The organism is Arthrobacter sp. P1_D12 (assembly GCF_056406175.1).
This window is the reverse complement of the sequence record NZ_JBFUAR010000018.1, coordinates 1-17,533: the sequence shown is the minus strand read 5'-3', so window position 1 is coordinate 17,533 and position 17,533 is coordinate 1. Positions and strand designations below refer to the sequence as shown.

The window sequence follows — 17,533 nt, the reverse complement described above, 5'->3', positions numbered from 1 at the left end:
GCCTCAGCCCACCAGCTCGTACGCCGGCGTGGTGAGGAAGTCCGTGTAGTCCTCGGACAGGCAGATGTCGCCGATGAGCTTGCTGGCGGGCAGGTAGTGCTTCATGAAAGCGTCCTCGCCCACCTCGCCCCGGAGCTTCTCGGTTTCCTCGGCCAGGATCCCGGATACCAGCTCGCGGGTGACGGTCCGGCCAGTGTCGGCGAGCACAGAGTGGTTGCGGATCTGCTGCCAGACCTGGGACCGCGAGATTTCCGCCGTCGCCGCGTCCTCCATCAGGTTGTGGATGGCGACCGCGCCATTGCCCGAAATCCACACCGCTGTGTAGGCGACGGCAACGTACAGGTTCAGGCGCATGCCTGCCTCGGTGACCGTGCCACGGGCGGAGGCGACGTCCAGGAGCTGGTCCGCGGTGACCGAGACTTCCGGGCGCTGCCTGTCCAGCTGATTCGGCCGCTCGCCCAGGACGGCGTCGAAGACGTCCCGGCAGACCGGCACCAGGTCCGGGTGGGCCACCCAGGAACCGTCAAAGCCGTCGTTCGCCTCACGGGTCTTGTCCGCGCGCACTTTCTCGAACGCCTGGGCCGTCACCTCGGGTTCGCGGCGGTTGGGAATGACGGCCGCCATGCCGCCCATGGCGAAGGCGCCGCGGTGGTGGCAGGTCTTGACCAGCAGTTCGGTGTAGGCACGCATAAACGGCGCGGTCATAGCCACGGTGGCGCGGTCCGGCAGCACAAAGCGCGAGCCGGCGTCACGGAAGTACTTGATGATGCTGAACAAGTAGTCCCAGCGGCCAGCGTTCAAGCCGGAGGCGTGGTCGCGGAGTTCGTAGAGGATCTCGTCCATTTCGAATGCTGCGGGGATGGTCTCGATCAGGACGGTCGCGCGGATGGTGCCTTGCGGAATGCCGAGGTAGTCCTGGGCGAAGACGAAGACCTCGTTCCACAGCCGGGCCTCGAGGTGGCTCTCCATCTTGGGCAGGTAATAGTAAGGGCCATGGCCATTCTTCAGCAGCTGCCTGGCGGTGTGGAAGAAGTGCAGGCCGAAGTCCACCAGGGCGCCTACGGTGTGTTCGCCGTCGATCAGCAGGTGGCGCTCTGCCATGTGCCAGCCGCGCGGGCGGGCGACAACGACGGCCAGCGGGGCATCGGTCCGGAGCGTATATTCCTTGCCCTCGGGGGACGTGTAGGCCAGGGTTCCCGCCGCGGCGTCGCGGAGGTTCAGGATTGATTCGATCACGTTGGACCAGGTGGGAGTGCTGGCGTCCTCGAGGTCCGCGAGCCAGACCTTGGCCCCGGAGTTCAGGGCATTAATGGCCATCTTGGCCGGTGCGGCCGGACCCGTCATTTCCACCCGGCGGTCCTGCAGGGCTGTCGGGGCCGGGGCCACCGTCCAGTCGCCTTCACGGATATCACGGGTTTCCGGCAGGAAATCGAGCCGGCCGGTGCGGGCCACCTCGTCGCGTTTGACCGCGCGGGCCTTGAGCAAATCCACGCGGGTGGCGGCGAATCGCTGGTGCAATTGCTCAATGAAGGCCAGCGCCTCGGGTGTGAGGATCTCCTCCGCGCGGTCAACGGGGCGGCGGGCTGAAATGGTGAGGGCCATTGTGGTCCTTCCTGGTCGGTGAAGCAGGCGGCGAATCAGGCGTGGGTCAGCGCGGCGGCCGGGACCGTCGCATGGGCAGCCGCGACAACCGCCGCGGCGACGTCGGCGGCAACGTGGGGGTCGAAGACGCTGGGAATGATGTAGCTGGCATTGAGCTCGTCGTCGGCGACCCGGTTGGCGATCGCCGCGGCGGCGGCCACCAGCATCTCGGGGGTGATGTCCGCCGCCCCCGCGTCCAGCAGCCCGCGGAAGAACCCTGGGAAGGCCAGGACGTTGTTGATCTGGTTGGGGAAGTCGCTGCGGCCGGTCGCCACCACAGCGGCGTGCCGTGATGCGACCACCGGGTCGATTTCCGGCGTGGGGTTGGCCATGGCGAACACAATAGCGTCGTTGGCCATGGATGCCACCTGTTCTTCGCCGATCACGTGCGGTGCGCTGACGCCGATGAAGACGTCGGCTCCCTTGAGCGCTTCGTGCAGGGTGCCCGAGAAACCCCGTTCATTGGTGTTCTCGGCAATCCACGTGCGGTGCTCGTCGTCGTACTGTTCGCCGAAGTGGATCGCTCCCGATCGGCCGGCGGCGATGATGTTGCGGGCCCCCTGTGCCTTGAGCAGCGCGATGATGGCGGAGCCGGCGGCGCCGACGCCCGAAACGACAATCCGGACCTCGGAGAGTTTTTTGTCCACCACGCGCAGGGCGTTGGTCAGGGCTGCCAGCGTGACGATTGCGGTTCCGTGCTGGTCGTCGTGGAAGACCGGGATGTCGAGCTCCTCGCGGAGCCGGGTTTCGATCTCGAAGCAGCGCGGAGCGGCGATGTCCTCAAGGTTGACCCCGCCATAGACCGGGGCGAGCGCCTTGACGATCCGGATGATTTCCTCCGTGTCCTGGGTGTCCAGGCAGACCGGCCAGGCGTCGACGTTGGCGAACTGCTTGAAGAGCGCGGCCTTGCCTTCCATGACCGGCAGTGCGGCGGCCGGGCCGATGTTGCCGAGGCCCAGGACGGCGGAGCCGTCGGTGACGACGGCGATGGTGTTGCGTTTGATGGTCAGGTTCCGGGCGGCCTCAGGGTTTTCCGCGATCGCCAGGCAGACGCGGGCGACGCCGGGGGTGTAGGCGCGGGAGAGGTCGTCGCGGTTGCGCAGCGCGACCTTCGGCACAACTTCCAGCTTGCCGCCGAGGTGCATCAGGAAGGTTCGGTCCGAGACGTTCCGGACCGTGACGCCGTCGAGCGCGTTGAGCGCGTCCTTGACACGTGCGGCGTGCTCGTCGTCCGTGGTGTTGCAGGTGACGTCGACTACCAGGGTCTCATGGTGGGATTCGGTGACGTCCAGGGCCGTGATCGCGGCGCCGGCCGCACCGACGGCGGCGGCCAGTTCGCTGGTGGCGGTGAAGCTCGAGGGCGCCTCCACGCGCAGGGTGATCGAATTTCCGGGGCTGGGATTCGCCATTGAATTTTCCTCCTAGTCGGCCCGCGGACGGGCTCTTACTGCACTCACTTATTTCGTATGATGGATATTATTATCTACTTTGTGGAAATACAAGCCCCCAGGGGTCCGTCGGCGGCGGGGGCGGTACTGTATCTTGTGTCCACTAGGCACTTTTTTCACGATGTGGATAAAATTTGTCGTAAGCAACCCCTCAGGAGAGCAAAGTTATGGCGGAAAAAGCCCCCGGAGGCGTGCAGTCCGTTGAACGCGTCTTCGAACTTCTGGAACTGATCACCGATGCCGGCGGCGACGTCACCCTCAGCGAACTCTCGTCCTCCACCGACCTGCCGCTTCCCACCATCCACCGGCTGCTGCGCACCCTCGTCACCCTGGGCTACATTAGGCAGCTGCCGAACCGCCGCTATGCCCTGGGCCCGCGCCTGATCCGTCTGGGCGAGGCGGCGAACAAGCAGCTCGGGGCGCTCGCCCGGCCGCAGCTCCAGTCCCTCGTGGAACGGCTCGGGGAAACCGCCAACATGGCTGTGCTGGACTCTGACATGGTGATGTACGTGGCCCAAGTCCCGTCCCTGCACTCCATGCGGATGATCACCGAAGTGGGCCGCCGCGGTTACATGCACGCCACCGGCATGGGCAAGGCGATCCTGGCCCAGCTGGACGATGAGACGGTGCGTGGCATCGTGACCCGGAAGGGCATGCCCACACCCACACCGAAGAGCATCGGCGACGTCGAATCCCTGCTCGCCGACTTGAAGCTGATCCGCAGCCGCGGCTATTCGATCGATGAGGAAGAGCAGGAGATCGGCGTCCGCTGCTTCGCGATTGCCATCCCCAACGCGCCGACCCCCGCGGCGATTTCCGTCTCCGGGCCCGTTTCCCGGGTGGACGAGACTTTCGCGGACCGGGCTGTGCCGTTGCTGCGCGAGGCAGCCCTGGCGATCTCCCAGGACCTCAACAAGAGCTGACATCCAGCGGCCGTGCCGCAGTCCGCCAGGCCAGATTGCGGCCCCTTTTCCTTCACGGGGAGGGGCCGCAACGCTCATGCCGGTGGTGTCTTGGGGGACTAGTGTTCGGATGTCGCGGCGGACTCCACCGGGACTTCCTTGCCGTCGCAGTCGATCAGTTTGCCGTTCTCGTAGCGGTCGCCCTCGGCAAGGCACTGAAGGTCTTCCTCGCGGATGACCCGGCCCGTTCCGGCCACAAAGACCGACTGGTTCTCCGAGTTGCCCTTCTTCAGGTGGTTGAAGAGCAGGTTCAGCGCGATGGCCATGACCGCTGCGGAGCTGATGCCGGAATGGAAAATCGTTGCGAACCAGCTGGGGAACTTGTCGTAGAACGTGGGGGCGGCGATCGGGATCATCCCGAAGCCGATGGAGGCGGCGACGATGATCAGGTTCATGTTGTTCCGGTACTCCACCTTGGCCAGGGTCCGGATGCCGCTCGCGGCCACCGTGCCGAAGAGCACGATTCCCGCACCGCCCAGGACGGCTGTGGGGACCGCCGCGACCACGCGGCCGAGCACCGGCAGCAGGCCCAGCAGCACCAGGATGACGCCGCCGGCCGCCACCACATAGCGGCTCTTGATCTTGGTGACGGCGACCAGGCCAACGTTCTGGGCGAACGCGCTCTGCGTGAAGGAACCGAAGACCGGCGCCACGAGGCTGGAAACCATATCTGCCCGCAGGCCCGCGGCGATCCGCTTCGAATCGACCCGGGTGCCCACGATTTCGCCGACGGCCAGGATGTCGGCCATGGTCTCGGTCAGGATGACCAGGACCACGATCAGCATGGAGATGATGGCGGCAGCCTCGAAGGTGGGTGCGCCGAGGTGGAACGGTGCGGGGAAGGCGACGATCGGGCCGTCACCAACCTTTGAGAAGTCCGCCATGCCGGTCACGACGGCGACCCCGGTTCCGGCGACCATGGCCAGCAGGATGGACAGGCGGGAAATGGTGGCGCTGCCGACCTTGCTCAGCAGGAGCACGAGGGCCAGGGTGATGGCCGCCAGCCCGATGTTGGCCACGCTCCCATAGTCCGCCGCCTTCTTGTTCCCGCCCATCGCCCAGTTGGCCGCCACGGGCATCAGCGTGAGGCCGATGGTGGTGATGACTGTGCCGGTGACCACCGGCGGGAAGAACCGGACAATCTTGGAGAACACCGGGGCGATCAGCAGCCCGATGGCTGCAGAGGCAATGACAGCGCCGAAGACGGCCGGGAGACCGCCGCCGCCGGTGACGATGGCGACCATGGTCGCCACGCTGGCGAAGGAGACGCCTTGGACCAGGGGGAGCTGGGAGCCGAAGAACGGCACGCCCAGGGTCTGGAGCAGCGTTGCCAGGCCGCCCATGAAGAGGGCCGCGGCGATCAGGACCCCGACGTCGGCCGGGGCCAGGCCGGCGGCCTGGCCGACGATCAGGGGGACGGCGATGATGCCGCCGTACATGGTCAGGACGTGCTGGAAGCCGTAGGCGAAGCTGCTTCCGACGGAGAGCCGTTGGTCCTCGGGGCGGGGAGTGCCGCCGGTGCCGCCGGTGCCGCGGGTGCGTGGCAGCCGGGCGGTCGATTTTTTGCGTGCGTTCATGGCAGACCTTCTTGGTTCATGGCGGACGTCGTTGTCCGGCTAACAATGTCTGGCTAACGGGTGCCGGAGTGCCGGCGCCGGAGGCCCGGGCCGGCCGGCCCGGGAGTCCTAGCAGAAGCCGGCGATCCCGGACCAGGCGATTTCTGCGGGGCTGGCGTCTTCACGCTGGACAGTGGCCTCGATCAGGCCGTAGGGGCGGTCGGCGGCGAAGAAGACCTCGTTGGGGTTGTCGAGGCCAAAGGGCGAGAGGTCGACGAGGAAGTGGTGCTTGTTGGGCATGGAGAACTTGATCTCGTCGATCTCGGTGTGCGCTTCCAGGACCTTGGCGCCCATGTCGAAGAGGGTCTGCTGCAGGGCGTGGGAGTAGTTTTCGCTGAAGCCCTCCAGCAGCAGGCTCTTGACGTCCTCGTAGCTCTTGTTGAAGTCGAACGTGCCGAAATCGGTGCCGGTCCTGAAGCGCCAGCGGGCCGATACGTCCGTGGCGAGGATGCGGTCGGACGTTTCCGGGAGGGTGGTGTACTTGTCCCGCGGGAAGCCGCTGAACCCGGACTGGGTCGACTTCAACACGGTGAGGTCCTTGAGCCCGGCGATGAGGTGCTCGGTACCGCTGTCGCGGACAAGGACCGCGGTGCGGACTTCCTGGCCGCTGCGGACGAAGGAGTGGTCGTGCCCGGTCCCGTGGGCCTGGATCCGGTCCCATTTGTAGGATTCGGCTGCCCAGCGGCCGCCGGTGACCCAGTCGAAGTTCGAGGTGAAGTGCTTGCCCAGCCGCAGCAGGAAGGCTTCCGGGGAGCCGATGCCGTCCCGGGCGAAGGCATAGATGGTGTTCTTTTGGGTGTCCGTGGCCACCACATGGCTGTTGTCGCCTTCGAGGTGGGCAGCCGCGAAGTCCCCGCGCAACTGCGAGGTGACATTCAGGTCTTCGATTTCATGGCGGTCGGTGTCCCTGGTGATCTTGACGACCCGGACTTCGGCTTTTCCGTACTGGTTGTGGCCGAGGACGATCTTGTTGCTCATGGTCTGATTCCCAACTTCAGGTATGTGGCACCAAAGTCCCACATAGAAATTAAGCGCGTGTTTCCCGCGCGTTTCTCATTCCGTCGGCCCACAAAAAAGAGCCGACATCAGTTGATGCCAGCTCATTACGACCCTGCCTGCTGCTCCCAGGTTACGTGACCTGCGCCACGAATTGGGATTAAGCGTAGCCCGGTCCGGGCGTGGTGTACATCACTTTTCGAAAAAACGGTTTGTGACCGCGGCGGCCAACGCTCTTGACCGCCGGCTCCGCCCGCCCCTACTCTTTTCCACATAACAATAAATCATTTCCAAATTGTGGAACTCTTCCGCGTGCTTCGACTCGGTGCGGAGAAGCGCCCACGCAATGCATGAGGAGGAATCCATGAACTCGGAGGAGACGGACAGTGCCGTTGAATTTCCGGCGCCCGGGGTGGAGCTGTACCTGCCGTTCGCCGCCACGGACTTCGGCGCCACGGACCCAGACTTCTACATTCCGGCCGACTGCGAGCGGAGGGACCGCGGCTTTTCCCGGTGGCTCCGCGCGCTGCCGCTCTTTGGCCGGTAGGCGTTTTTTTGGGCGGTTGGGCGGTTGGGCGGTAGGGCGGCGTTGGCGTGAAGACCCGGAAATAGAGATTTCACATAACGAAAACAGGCTTCCCTCAAATAGGGCGCGCCGCGCGGACATCCCGGTGCTACTGTCGATCTTGCCAACGGCGGGCAGCCCGGGATCCGGGAAGCTATCTACCAGGCGCAACCTTCAAGGCACATGCTGAAGACTGGTCACCGTCGCATACGGCCCTTGCGTACCCGTCACGGTGTACAGGCTTCCGCAGGTAGGGAGTGGCGGCATGACTACAACCGATACGGCCCAGAAGTTCCTGGCGAGATCCATCGAGTTGGCCACGGCCAACGTCCTGAACGGCGGCGGCCCGTTCGGCGCAGTGGTGGTCACTGCGGACGGGCTAGCGTTCGACGGCGTCAACCGCGTCACCGCCACCAACGATCCCACGGCGCACGCCGAGGTCACGGCCATCCGGCAGGCCTGCAGCGAACTTGGCACTTTCGATCTCAGCGGAGCCACGCTCTACTGCAGCTGCGAGCCGTGCCCCATGTGCCTGGCGTCCGCACTGTGGGCGCGGGTGTCACGCGTGATGTTCGCCGCGGACCGGCACGATGCCGCGGCTGCGGGGTTCGATGACGCCGTCTTCTACGAATACTTCGAAAACGACCAGCGCGACACGCTCATGCCGGTGGGCAGGCTGCAACTGACAGACCCGCAAGCGCCCGCGGCATTGGATCCCTTCAAGGCCTGGAACTCGCTTGAGTCCCGGACCGACTACTAGCGCCGGGGACTGCGGCCATGTTGGATCTGCTCCCGCACCTGGGCACATGGCGGCCGGCCGCGTCCGGGCAGCTCTGCGCGGTGGCCACCGTCGTGGGCACTGCCGGATCAGTGCCGAGGCCCGTGGGCACCACCATGCTGGTCTCGGAGACCGGCGAGGTGCTGGGCAGCCTGTCCGGTGGATGCGTTGAAGGGGCCGTTGTGGAAGCGGCCCTGGAGGCAATGCGCGACGGCGGGACGCGCCGAGAGGTCTTCGGATACAGCGCCGAGGACGCGTTTGCCGCCGGGCTGACCTGCGGCGGCAGGCTGGAAATCCACATCGAACCCCTGGGCGCAGGGCCCGGCCGGCTGCGTCTGGACAGCCTGCAGGCCCTGGCCGGGAGGCATCCGGCCGGGGCCGCGCTGATCCGCAGGATGGACGCCGGCGGACGCGGCGCCGTCGTGGTTCCTGACCCGGCGGCCTTCCGGGTACTGCAGTCGGCCGAACTCGCCGCGCTGCTCGGGGCGGGCGGGTCCGCCGGTGCCGGGCGCATGCTGCCGGCCGCGGCAGCCCAGCTGGAACCGCTGCTGAGGGGAGGCCGTACCGGGCTGATCCGGCTCGCGCCCGCGGGGGAGTGCCAGCCGGAACCCGTCAGCCTGCTGGTGGAGAGCCGGCTGCCCGCGGCGCGCCTGCTGATCTTCGGCGCCAATGACTTCGGTGCGGCGCTCGTCCCGGCCGCGAAACTCCTTGGCTTCCACGTCACGGTGTGCGACGCGCGCCCGGCGTTCGCGCAGCAGGACAGGTTCAGCGCCGCGGACGAGGTGGCCACGGCCTGGCCGCACCGGTACCTGGCGGACCAAGTGCTGGCCGGCCGCACCGACGCCCGGACGGCCATCTGCGTGCTCACACACGATCCGAAATTCGATGTCCCGCTCCTGCAGGCCGCGCTCGGCCTGGACGTGGACTATGTCGGCGCCATGGGGTCCAGACGAAGCCACCGCGGGCGGATCGATGCCCTGCGGCAGGCCGGCGTGGCCGACGGCGACCTGGCCCGGCTGCACTCACCCATCGGCCTGGACCTCGGGGCCGTCACGCCGGAAGAGGTCGCGGTCTCCATCACGGCAGAACTCGTGGTCAACAGGAGCAAGGCCGCCGGGCTGGCCCAGGGCAGCGTGTCCCTGAAGGATGCCAGCGGCCCCATTCACCACTACGCCCGCAATCATCACGACAGCAACCATCACGACAGCAGCGCCGGCATGCCGGAACGTCAGGAGGCCCAGTGGACCTGAACACCATCGAGGCCGTGGTCCGCACCGCGGATCCGGCGCAGTGGCGCGAAGGGGACGCCTGGCTCGCGGGGGGCACCGTGCTTTTCTCCTCCGGGAGCCCCGGCGCCGGACAGGAACCGCTCCGGCGCCTCCTGGACCTTGGCTCCACGGACTGGACACCCATAGCGGTGTCGGCGGCCGGCATCGAGCTGGCGGCAACCTGCACCATCGCGCAACTGTATGCATTCCCGGATGAGGATGCCGGCTCGGACGCCGGCCGGGGGCTGGCCGGGAACTGGCCCGGCGTGGAACTCGTCCGCCCCTGCTGCGAGTCCTTTGTGGCCTCCTTCAAGGTCTGGACCATGTCCACGGTGGGCGGCAACCTGTGCACTTCCCTGCCGGCCGGGCCAATGATCTCGCTTTGCGCGGCGCTCGACGCCACGGCCACCATTCTGGGCCCCGGCGGCGCCCGCCGCACGCTCCCGGTGCTGGACTTCGTTACGGGCGACGGGACGAACTGCCTCGCTCCCGGCGAGCTCCTGCGCAGCGTGAGCCTGCCGGCGGCGGCCCTGTCCTCCCGGGTGGCCTTCCGCCGGTTGTCGCTGAGCAACCTGGGCAGGTCAGCGGTGCTGCTGATTGGAAGGCTCGACGTCGGGGGCGCCCTGGTCCTGACCGTCACCGCAGCCACCAAGCGCCCCGTGCAGCTGCGCCTGGAGTCCTCCGCGGCGGCGCTCGCCGGCGCCCTCACTGATGCTCTCTCCGAGGCCTTGGATGCCGCCATCCCCGATGAGCTGTACCACGACGACGTCCACGGCCTGCCCGCCTGGCGCAAGGACATGACATACCGGCTGGCCCATGAAATCCAGGCCGAACTCACCACCCCGGCAGACCGCGACCCGTTACGCATATCCGGTGACTTCTGGCCGCCGCGGGGCGGGACCCTGAACGGTGGACCCCGGACGGAAGGTGCCTGAGCATGAGAATTGAGATCAACGGCATCCCGGCGCAGGCCGAACCCCGCCCCGGCCAGTGCCTGCGCACGTTCCTTCGCGAACAGGGGAACCTGGGCGTGAAGAAGGGCTGCGACGCCGGCGACTGCGGCGCCTGCACGGTGCACGTGGACGGGGTCCCGGTGCACAGCTGCATTTATCCCGCCGTCCGCGCGGAAGGCCGGGCGGTCACCACGGTGGAAGGATTGGCCGCCGCCAGCGCCGCCGGCGGGCCCGGTGACCCCAACAGCACCGCGCTTCATCCGATGCAGCAGCAGTTCCTGGACCGGCAGGGCTTCCAATGCGGCTTTTGCACGGCCGGCATGGTGATGACGGCAGCGACGTTCGATGAGGAGCAGAGGGCGGACCTGCCGCGGAACCTGAAGGGCAACCTGTGCCGGTGCACCGGGTACACGGCCATCGAGGACGCCGTCTGCGGGAGGGGGAGCCGCCCGGACACCTCAGCCCCGGACACCTCTTCTGAGGGGCACGGCCGGCCGGAGCCGCGCCCCGGACAACTGGGCGACGACGCTCCCGCGCCGGCGGGCCTCGCCATCGTCACGGGGCAGGCCCGCTACACCCTCGACGTCCCGGCCGAAGAACTGCCCGGGCTGCTGCACGCGAAACTGCTGCGCTCCCCGCATGCCCACGCCCGGATCCGCTCCATCGACGCAGCAGCCGCGCTAGCGATTCCCGGCGTCGCGGCGGTCTTCACCCATGAGGACTCCCCGGCGCAGCTGTTTTCGACCGCGCAGCACGAGCTCTACACCGACGACCCGGACGACACCCGAGTGTTTGACGACGTCGTGCGGTTCACCGGCCAGCGCGTCGCCGCCGTCGTCGCCGGGACGGTGGCGGCGGCGGAGGCAGGCGTGCGGGCCCTGAAGGTCGACTACGAGGTGCTGGATGCGGTCTTTACCCCGGAGAACGCCATGCTCCCCGGCGCCCCCGCCCTCCACGGGGACAAGGACGCAACCACGGCCCGCATCAGCCGGCCGGAGCGGAACGTCGTCGCGGAACTGGATTCCGAGCTCGGCGATATGGCGGCCGGGTTCGCCGCGGCGGACTTCATCCACGAACACACGTACCGGACTCAACGGGTGCAGCACATGGCGCTCGAAACCCATGCCTCCATCGCCTCCATCGGCGGTGACGGGCGCCTGCTGATCCGCACCTCCAGCCAGGTCCCGTTCCTGGTGCGGCGCACCCTGGGCCGGGTGTTCGGCCTGCCGGAAGAGCAGATCCGGGTGGTTGCCGGACGGGTGGGCGGCGGTTTTGGCGGCAAACAAGAGGTGCTCACCGAGGACGTCGTGGCTCTGGCGGCCCTGAAGCTCAACCGCCCCGTGCAGCTTGAATTCACCCGGACCGAACAGTTCACCGCCGCCACCACCAAGCATCCCTTCACCATCCATCTCAAGGCCGGCGCCAGCCGCGACGGGAGGCTGACCGCACTGAAGCTGGAGGTGCTCACCAACACCGGCGCCTATGGCAACCACGCCACCGGGGTCATGTTCCACGGCTGCGGCGAGTCGTTGGCGGTGTACAAATGCGCCAACAAGAAAGTGGACGCCCACGCCGTGTACACCAACACCGTGCCGTCCGGTGCCTTCCGCGGCTACGGGCTCAGCCAGATGATCTTCGCGATCGAATCCGGCATCGACGAGCTCGCGGCAGGGATCGGCATGGACCCCCTGGAGTTCCGCCGCCGGAACATGGTCCGGGAAGGCGACGACATGCTGTCCATCCGCGACGAGCCCCAGGAAGACGTCCGCTACGGCAGCTACGGCCTGGACCAGTGCACGAAGCTGGTGGAGGACGCCCTGGCCCGTGGACGGGAACGCTGGCGTGCGGCCGGCCTCGACAGCCCGGGACCGGACTGGGTGGTCGGGGAGGGGACTGCCCTGTCCATGATCGACACCGTCCCGCCACGCGGCCACTTTGCCCACTCCAGGCTCCGGCTCCTGCCCGACGGGACCTACGCCGCCGACGTCGGGACGGCAGAATTCGGCAACGGCACCACCACCGTCCACGCGCAGCTCGCGGCCACCGCGCTGTCTACCTCTGCCGCCCGCGTCACCCTCCGGCAGTCCGACACCGACCTCGTGGACCACGATTCCGGCGCGTTCGGATCTGCCGGCACCGTGGTGGCCGGCAAAGCGACGCTGGCCGCCGCAGAGGACCTCGCCCTCCGCATCCGCGCCTTCGCCGCCGGCCTCCGCCGCGTGCCGCCCTCCGGCTGCGTCCTGGACATGGACGCCGTGGTCTGCGAGGGAACCCTGGTGCCCCTGACGGAAATTTACGGCGCCGCGGAGCAGGCCGGCGTCGAGCTCGCCGCCGAGGGGCGTTGGGGCGGGACGCCGCGCTCGGTGGCGTTCAATGTCCAGGGCTTCCGGGTGGCGGTGAACACCGGGACGGGGGAGCTGCGGATCCTGCAGAGCGTGCAGGCGGCCGATGCCGGCGTGGTGGTCAACCCGCGCCAGTGCCGCGGCCAGATCGAAGGCGGGATCGCGCAGGCCCTCGGCTCTGCGCTCTACGAGGAGGTCACAGTGGACGACGCCGGCCGCGTCACCACCGACGTCCTGCGGCAGTACCACGTCCCCTCCTTCGCCGACGTGCCGCGCAGCGAGGTGTACTTCGCCGACACCAGCGACAAGCTGGGCCCGCTGGGCGCGAAATCCATGAGCGAGAGCCCGTTCAACCCGGTGGCGCCGGCGCTCGCGAACGCCATCCGGAACGCCACCGGCGTGAGGTTTTCCCAGCTGCCCATCTCCCGGGACAAGATCTACCTGGGCCTGAAAGAGGCAGGGCTGGTTCCCCCGCTTTGAGGCCGCTGACGGCCTATAGTCGGACGATGGAACAACGAATCTTGGGCAAAACCGGACGAAACGTCTCCACCGTCGGGTTGGGGACCTGGCAGCTTGGCGCGGACTGGGGCAACGTGGACCCCGCGCAGGCGCAGGCCATCCTGGCGGCCTCCGTCGAAGCGGGCGTCACGTTCTTCGACACCGCGGACGTCTATGGCGACGGCCGCAGTGAGCAGGCCATCGGCGCCTTCCTGGCCGACAACCCCGGCCTGGACATCACGGTGGCCACCAAGATGGGCCGGCGGGTGGAGCAGCGGCCGGAGAACTACAACCTCGCCAACTTCCGCGAATGGACCGACCGGTCGCGGCGCAACCTGGGCGTCGAGCAGCTGGATCTGGTCCAGCTGCACTGCCCGCCCACCTCCGTGTACAGCAACGACGAGGTCTACGACGCGCTGGACACGCTCGTGGCCGAGGGCGTCATCCGCAACTACGGCGTCAGCGTGGAGCGGACCGAGGAAGCCCTCGAAGCAATGCGCCACGACGGCACCGCCACCGTGCAGATCATCCTCAACGCCTTCCGGCTCAAGCCGCTGGACAAGGTGCTGCCCGCGGCTGAGGCCGCCGGCGTGGGCATCATCGCCCGCGTCCCGCTCGCCTCCGGGCTGCTCTCCGGCAAATACACCGCGGAGACGTCCTTTGCGGAGGACGACCACCGGAACTATAACCGCACCGGATCGGCGTTCGACGTCGGAGAAACCTTCTCCGGCGTGGACTTCGGCCAGGGCCTCAAAGCGGTGGCCGAGTTCGAGGAACTGGTGCCCGACGGCGTCAGCACCGCCCAGGCGGCCATCGCCTGGATCGCGGCGCAGGACGGCGTCAGCACGGTGATCCCGGGCGCGCGGAACGTGGACCAGGCGCGCGCCAACGCCGCCGCGGCGGGTGTTAGCGGCATTGACGCAACGTTCGACGTCGGCGTCCGCGAAATCTATGACCGCTACTTCCGCGAAACCATCCACCCGCGCTGGTAGACCCTCCTCAAACCAATGCAGGGTCAGAAACGGCCCATGGCGGCGTGGTTCAGGGCCGTAGCTGACCTCGCGTTGTAGTTGGCGTAGCCGACGTTAGGCCGGCGGGTACCACACCCGCTTCCCCTCAACGCGTGCGAAGGAAGTCAGGGTGTGGGGTTTCGCGGACTTTTCCGTCATGATGTCCAGCACCCCGACATTCCGGACCAGGAGCGCGTCACCGATCAGCGAGCGGTGGCAGCGCCACGGGACGGCTTCCGCGCACATGATTGCGGAATCGTTGGCCCGCCCGCGGTCCAGCAGCTGGTCGATGGCCGCGGAGAATTCTTCGGTCTGCATGTAGTCCGCATATCCCCGAAACGACGCGTTGCGCCAGGCGCCGTTGGGGCTGTCCTTCCGGGCGTGCCGCAGACCACCGAGGGATTCCATTCGCCGGTAGGTGATTCCGCTGGCCCGCACGCTCGCGGCCAGCGCGTCCCCGTTGAACTGTGGATTGTGGCGCGACTTCGGGACGGTGCGCACGTCGATCAGCTTCTTGACGCCGTGGGCCTGCAGGATGCCGATGAATTCGCCAATGGGATGAGTGGAGTGCCCCACCGTGAAGATGGTCATGTCCGTCATCCCCCCATGCTAAAGCGGCACGCCTGCGCCGCCAGTGTAGCGGCCCGGATATTCTGGAGGACCTACCGGCTGTCAACGAAACGGGTACGGAATGACTTCATCCTCCATCGATGGCTTTGTTGACCGTCTTGCGGCTGTGGAAACAGGGCCGGGGTGCAACAACTTCTTCGATCGAACCGTGCCGGGAAATGCGCAGCGCCGGCGGAACCTGACCATCTACCTGCGTGAGATGCAGGACCGCGACCCAAAGGTTCTGCTCGTGGGGGAAGCCCCCGGTTACAGGGGCATGAGGATTACCGGGGTTCCCTTCACGAACCGCACCATGTTCGAGGGCCCCGCCAACGAGTTTGGGCTTTTCGGGCCGGGGAAGGGCTACGTGCTCCCGGCGGATGCTGCGGGGATCGCTGCGGAGCCGACGGCCACGGTGATGTGGCAGGTGCTGGCCGAGCTGGAATTCCTGCCCCTGCTGTGGAGCGCCTGCCCGTGGCACACCCACGTGCCCGGGCGGCCGCTGTCCAACCGCACGCCAAAGGCTTCCGAGGCTGCGCTGGGAACTCCGTTTTGGCAGGCGCTCGCTGAGGCGTTCCGCATCGACACCGTGGTGGCCGTGGGCAACGTGGCCTACCGCAGCCTGCAGCGCAGCGGCATGGACGTGCCGAAAATCAGGCACCCGGCGCACGGCGGCCGGTCCGGGTTCAAGCGTGGACTGCAGGAGTTTTTGGCTCACTCGCGCTAAAACCGGCGCTAGTCGAGGAGGTGCAGCTGGTCGGCAGAGTCGAGGTCCTCGCCGCCGGAGAGGTCACTGCAGTCCACCAGATAAACCAGGTCCGGGTTGGCCCGCAGGAAATGCCGGGCGCCGGCGTCGCCCGTAGCGGTTTCCGCGGCTTCGGTGCGAAGTCCGGCATCGAGCAGCAACGGATGTCCCCGCTGCAGTTTCCCGTCCGCGTCGCGGTAGGCGGCCGCCGTCACCCGGCCTGGCCGGTGCGACGTCAGTAGCCGGGTGACGGCCTCCCTGGTCAGGCCGGGCTGGTCCACCAGCGCAATGAGCACATGGTCCTCCGGGGCCGCCGCGGCGATACCGGCCCGGAACGAGCTGCCCATCCCGCTGGCCCAGTGCGGGTTGTCGATGACCCGGTGCCGGCCGAGGTCGGTGGCGGCGCGGACCCTTGCCGCATCCGCGCCAAGCACCACCACCACCTCCCGGCAGCCGCCCGCTAGCAGCACGTCAGCGAGCACTTCGACCAGCGTGCGGCCGCGGAGGGGGAGCAATGCCTTGGGCCCGAGCCCCAGCCGCGTCCCGGCTCCGGCGGCCAGCAGCACCGCCGTCGTGCCGCCGGGTCCGGTGCCGTGCGCTCTGCTGTCGCTCATCTGCCCACCATAACGCGCTTCTCAGGCGTCGCCGCCCGCTCCGCCGGTGGTCCCGGCGGTGACGTCGAGGAGCTTGTAGCGGTCTATCGCGTAGGCGGGCGCCCCGCCGTCGACCTCTCCGCGCGAGGCCAGCAGCTGGAGGGTCTTCACTACAATCGAGTGGATGTCGTTCTTGAAGAAACGGCGGGCCGCGGCGCGGGTGTCGGAGAAGCCGAAGCCGTCCGCGCCGAGTGAGGCGAACTGGTGCGGCAGGAACTGCCGGATCTGGTCCGGCACGGCCTTCATGTAGTCGGTGACCGCGACGACCGGCCCGGTGGCACCGGCGAGCTGCTGGGCCACGAACGGGACGCGGGCGGGCTGGCCGGGGTTCAGGAAGGCCTCTTCTTCTGCCGCGAGGCCGTCGCGGCGCAGTTCGGTCCAGGAGGTCACGGACCAGACGTCCGCGGAGACGCCCCAGTCCTCGGCGAGGACCCGCTGGGCTTCGAGGGCCCACGGAACGGACACGCCGGAGGCCAGGATCTGGCTTTTAGGCCCTTCAAAGTCCGACGCCGACACCCGGTAGATGCCTTTCAGGACGCCGTTGACGTCGAGGTTTACGGGTTCGGCCGGCTGGAAGATCGGCTCGTTGTACACCGTGAGGTAGTACATCACGTTCCGCGACGGATCGTTGTCGGCAATTTCTTTCCCGGCTTCGCCGGGCCCATACATCCGCTCCAGGCCGTCACGCATGATGACGCCCATCTCGTAGCCGTATGCCGGGTCGTAGGTGACGACGGCCGGGTTGGTTGCCGCCAGGATCGGGGAGTGGCCGTCGGCGTGCTGCAGGCCTTCGCCGGTCAGCGTGGTGCGGCCGGCGGTGGCGCCGATGATGAACCCGCGGGTCATCTGGTCGGCGGCGGCCCAGAAGGAATCGCCGGTGCGCTGGAAGCCGAACATCGAGTAGAAGACGTAGACCGGGATGAGCGGTTCGCCGTGCGTGGCGTAGGACGTTCCGGCGGCGGTGAAGGCCGCCACCGCCCCGGCTTCATTGATGCCCGGGTGGATCAGCTGGCCCTGGGCCGATTCCTTATAGGCAAGAACGAGCTCCCGGTCCACGGAGAGGTAGCCCTGGCCGTCCGGGTTGTAGATCTTCGCCGTCGGGAAGAACGCGTCCATGCCGAACGTGCGGGATTCGTCCGGCACGATCGGGACAATGCGGTGTCCGAACTTTTTGTCCCGGAGCAGGTCCTTGAGCAGGCGTACAAAGGCCATGGTGGTGGCTGAGCGCTGCTTGCCGGAGCCTCGCCTGGCGATCCCATAGGTTGCGGGATCGGGCAGTTCCACGGGCGCATGGTCCGGCCGCCGCTCGGGGACGAAGCCGCCGAGTTGCTTGCGGCGGTCCATCAGGTACTGGATCTCGGGGGAGTCCATGCCGGGGTGGTAGTACGGCGGCCGGTAGAGGTCCGCTTCGAGCTGGTCGTCCGTGATCGGGATGCGCAGGTGGTCGCG

At 67.7% G+C, this 17,533-nt stretch carries 15 protein-coding genes; 8 read left to right on the top strand and 7 right to left on the bottom strand.

The annotated features are described in order from the left end of the window. Positions 1-3: 3 nt before the first annotated feature. Both aceB and AC1DZV_RS14180 read right to left on the bottom strand, forming a co-directional pair. Complete coding sequence (gene aceB / locus AC1DZV_RS14185) at positions 4-1,602, bottom strand: malate synthase A (RefSeq protein WP_476950847.1); 1,599 nt, start codon at positions 1,600-1,602, stop codon at positions 4-6. A 35-nt stretch (positions 1,603-1,637) separates the two neighbouring features. Further along, a complete protein-coding gene (locus AC1DZV_RS14180; protein WP_476950846.1) occupies positions 1,638-3,050 on the bottom strand; it encodes an NAD-dependent malic enzyme in 1,413 nt (470 codons plus the stop codon). 206 nt (positions 3,051-3,256) lie between these two features. Between AC1DZV_RS14180 and AC1DZV_RS14175 the strand changes: the two genes are divergently transcribed. Then, on the top strand, positions 3,257-4,012 hold the full coding sequence (locus tag AC1DZV_RS14175; RefSeq protein WP_028275490.1) for an IclR family transcriptional regulator: 756 nt from the start codon (positions 3,257-3,259) through the stop codon (positions 4,010-4,012). A 98-nt stretch (positions 4,013-4,110) separates the two neighbouring features. On the opposite strand, the gene AC1DZV_RS14170 is transcribed toward AC1DZV_RS14175, so the two are convergent. Next, a complete protein-coding gene (locus AC1DZV_RS14170) occupies positions 4,111-5,628 on the bottom strand; it encodes a nucleobase:cation symporter-2 family protein (protein ID WP_476950845.1) in 1,518 nt (505 codons plus the stop codon). A gap of 108 nt (positions 5,629-5,736) precedes the next feature. Further along, complete coding sequence (gene pucL / locus AC1DZV_RS14165; protein WP_243180668.1) at positions 5,737-6,645, bottom strand: factor-independent urate hydroxylase; 909 nt, start codon at positions 6,643-6,645, stop codon at positions 5,737-5,739. Positions 6,646-7,027: 382 nt separating this feature from the next. Between pucL and AC1DZV_RS14160 the strand changes: the two genes are divergently transcribed. The 6 genes from AC1DZV_RS14160 to AC1DZV_RS14135 all read left to right on the top strand — a co-directional run bounded on the left by AC1DZV_RS14160 (position 7,028) and on the right by AC1DZV_RS14135 (position 14,059). Further along, positions 7,028-7,210, top strand: a complete 183-nt coding sequence (locus tag AC1DZV_RS14160; protein WP_476950843.1) for a hypothetical protein — start codon at positions 7,028-7,030, stop codon at positions 7,208-7,210. 283 nt (positions 7,211-7,493) lie between these two features. Beyond that, positions 7,494-7,988: a nucleoside deaminase gene (locus tag AC1DZV_RS14155; protein ID WP_476950842.1), complete on the top strand. Its 495-nt coding sequence runs from the start codon at positions 7,494-7,496 to the stop codon at positions 7,986-7,988. Between the two features lie 17 nt (positions 7,989-8,005). Then, positions 8,006-9,256, top strand: coding sequence for an XdhC family protein (locus AC1DZV_RS14150; RefSeq protein WP_476950841.1), 1,251 nt, complete (start codon positions 8,006-8,008; stop codon positions 9,254-9,256). Further along, a complete protein-coding gene (locus AC1DZV_RS14145; protein ID WP_476953956.1) occupies positions 9,247-10,209 on the top strand; it encodes an FAD binding domain-containing protein in 963 nt (320 codons plus the stop codon). Before AC1DZV_RS14150 ends, AC1DZV_RS14145 begins: the two co-directional genes overlap by 10 nt. 2 nt (positions 10,210-10,211) lie before the next feature. Continuing rightward, complete coding sequence (locus AC1DZV_RS14140) at positions 10,212-13,049, top strand: molybdopterin-dependent oxidoreductase (RefSeq protein WP_476953955.1); 2,838 nt, start codon at positions 10,212-10,214, stop codon at positions 13,047-13,049. Positions 13,050-13,075: 26 nt separating this feature from the next. Continuing rightward, positions 13,076-14,059: an aldo/keto reductase gene (locus AC1DZV_RS14135; RefSeq protein ID WP_476953954.1), complete on the top strand. Its 984-nt coding sequence runs from the start codon at positions 13,076-13,078 to the stop codon at positions 14,057-14,059. Between the two features lie 93 nt (positions 14,060-14,152). Here AC1DZV_RS14135 and AC1DZV_RS14130 read toward each other — a convergent pair whose 3' ends face one another. After that, positions 14,153-14,677, bottom strand: a complete 525-nt coding sequence (locus tag AC1DZV_RS14130) for a DUF488 domain-containing protein (protein ID WP_243180674.1) — start codon at positions 14,675-14,677, stop codon at positions 14,153-14,155. 91 nt (positions 14,678-14,768) lie between these two features. On the opposite strand from AC1DZV_RS14130, the gene AC1DZV_RS14125 reads away from it, so the two are divergent. Then, positions 14,769-15,413 (top strand): uracil-DNA glycosylase, encoded by a 645-nt coding sequence (locus AC1DZV_RS14125; protein ID WP_459385710.1) that lies wholly within the window; start codon positions 14,769-14,771, stop codon positions 15,411-15,413. Between the two features lie 8 nt (positions 15,414-15,421). On the opposite strand, the gene nboR is transcribed toward AC1DZV_RS14125, so the two are convergent. Both nboR and AC1DZV_RS14115 read right to left on the bottom strand, forming a co-directional pair. Further along, positions 15,422-16,045 (bottom strand): nicotine blue oxidoreductase, encoded by a 624-nt coding sequence (gene nboR, locus AC1DZV_RS14120; protein ID WP_476953953.1) that lies wholly within the window; start codon positions 16,043-16,045, stop codon positions 15,422-15,424. A 21-nt stretch (positions 16,046-16,066) separates the two neighbouring features. Next, positions 16,067-17,533: transketolase-like TK C-terminal-containing protein (locus tag AC1DZV_RS14115; RefSeq protein WP_476953952.1), on the bottom strand; the 1,467-nt coding region annotated here is incomplete at its 5' end.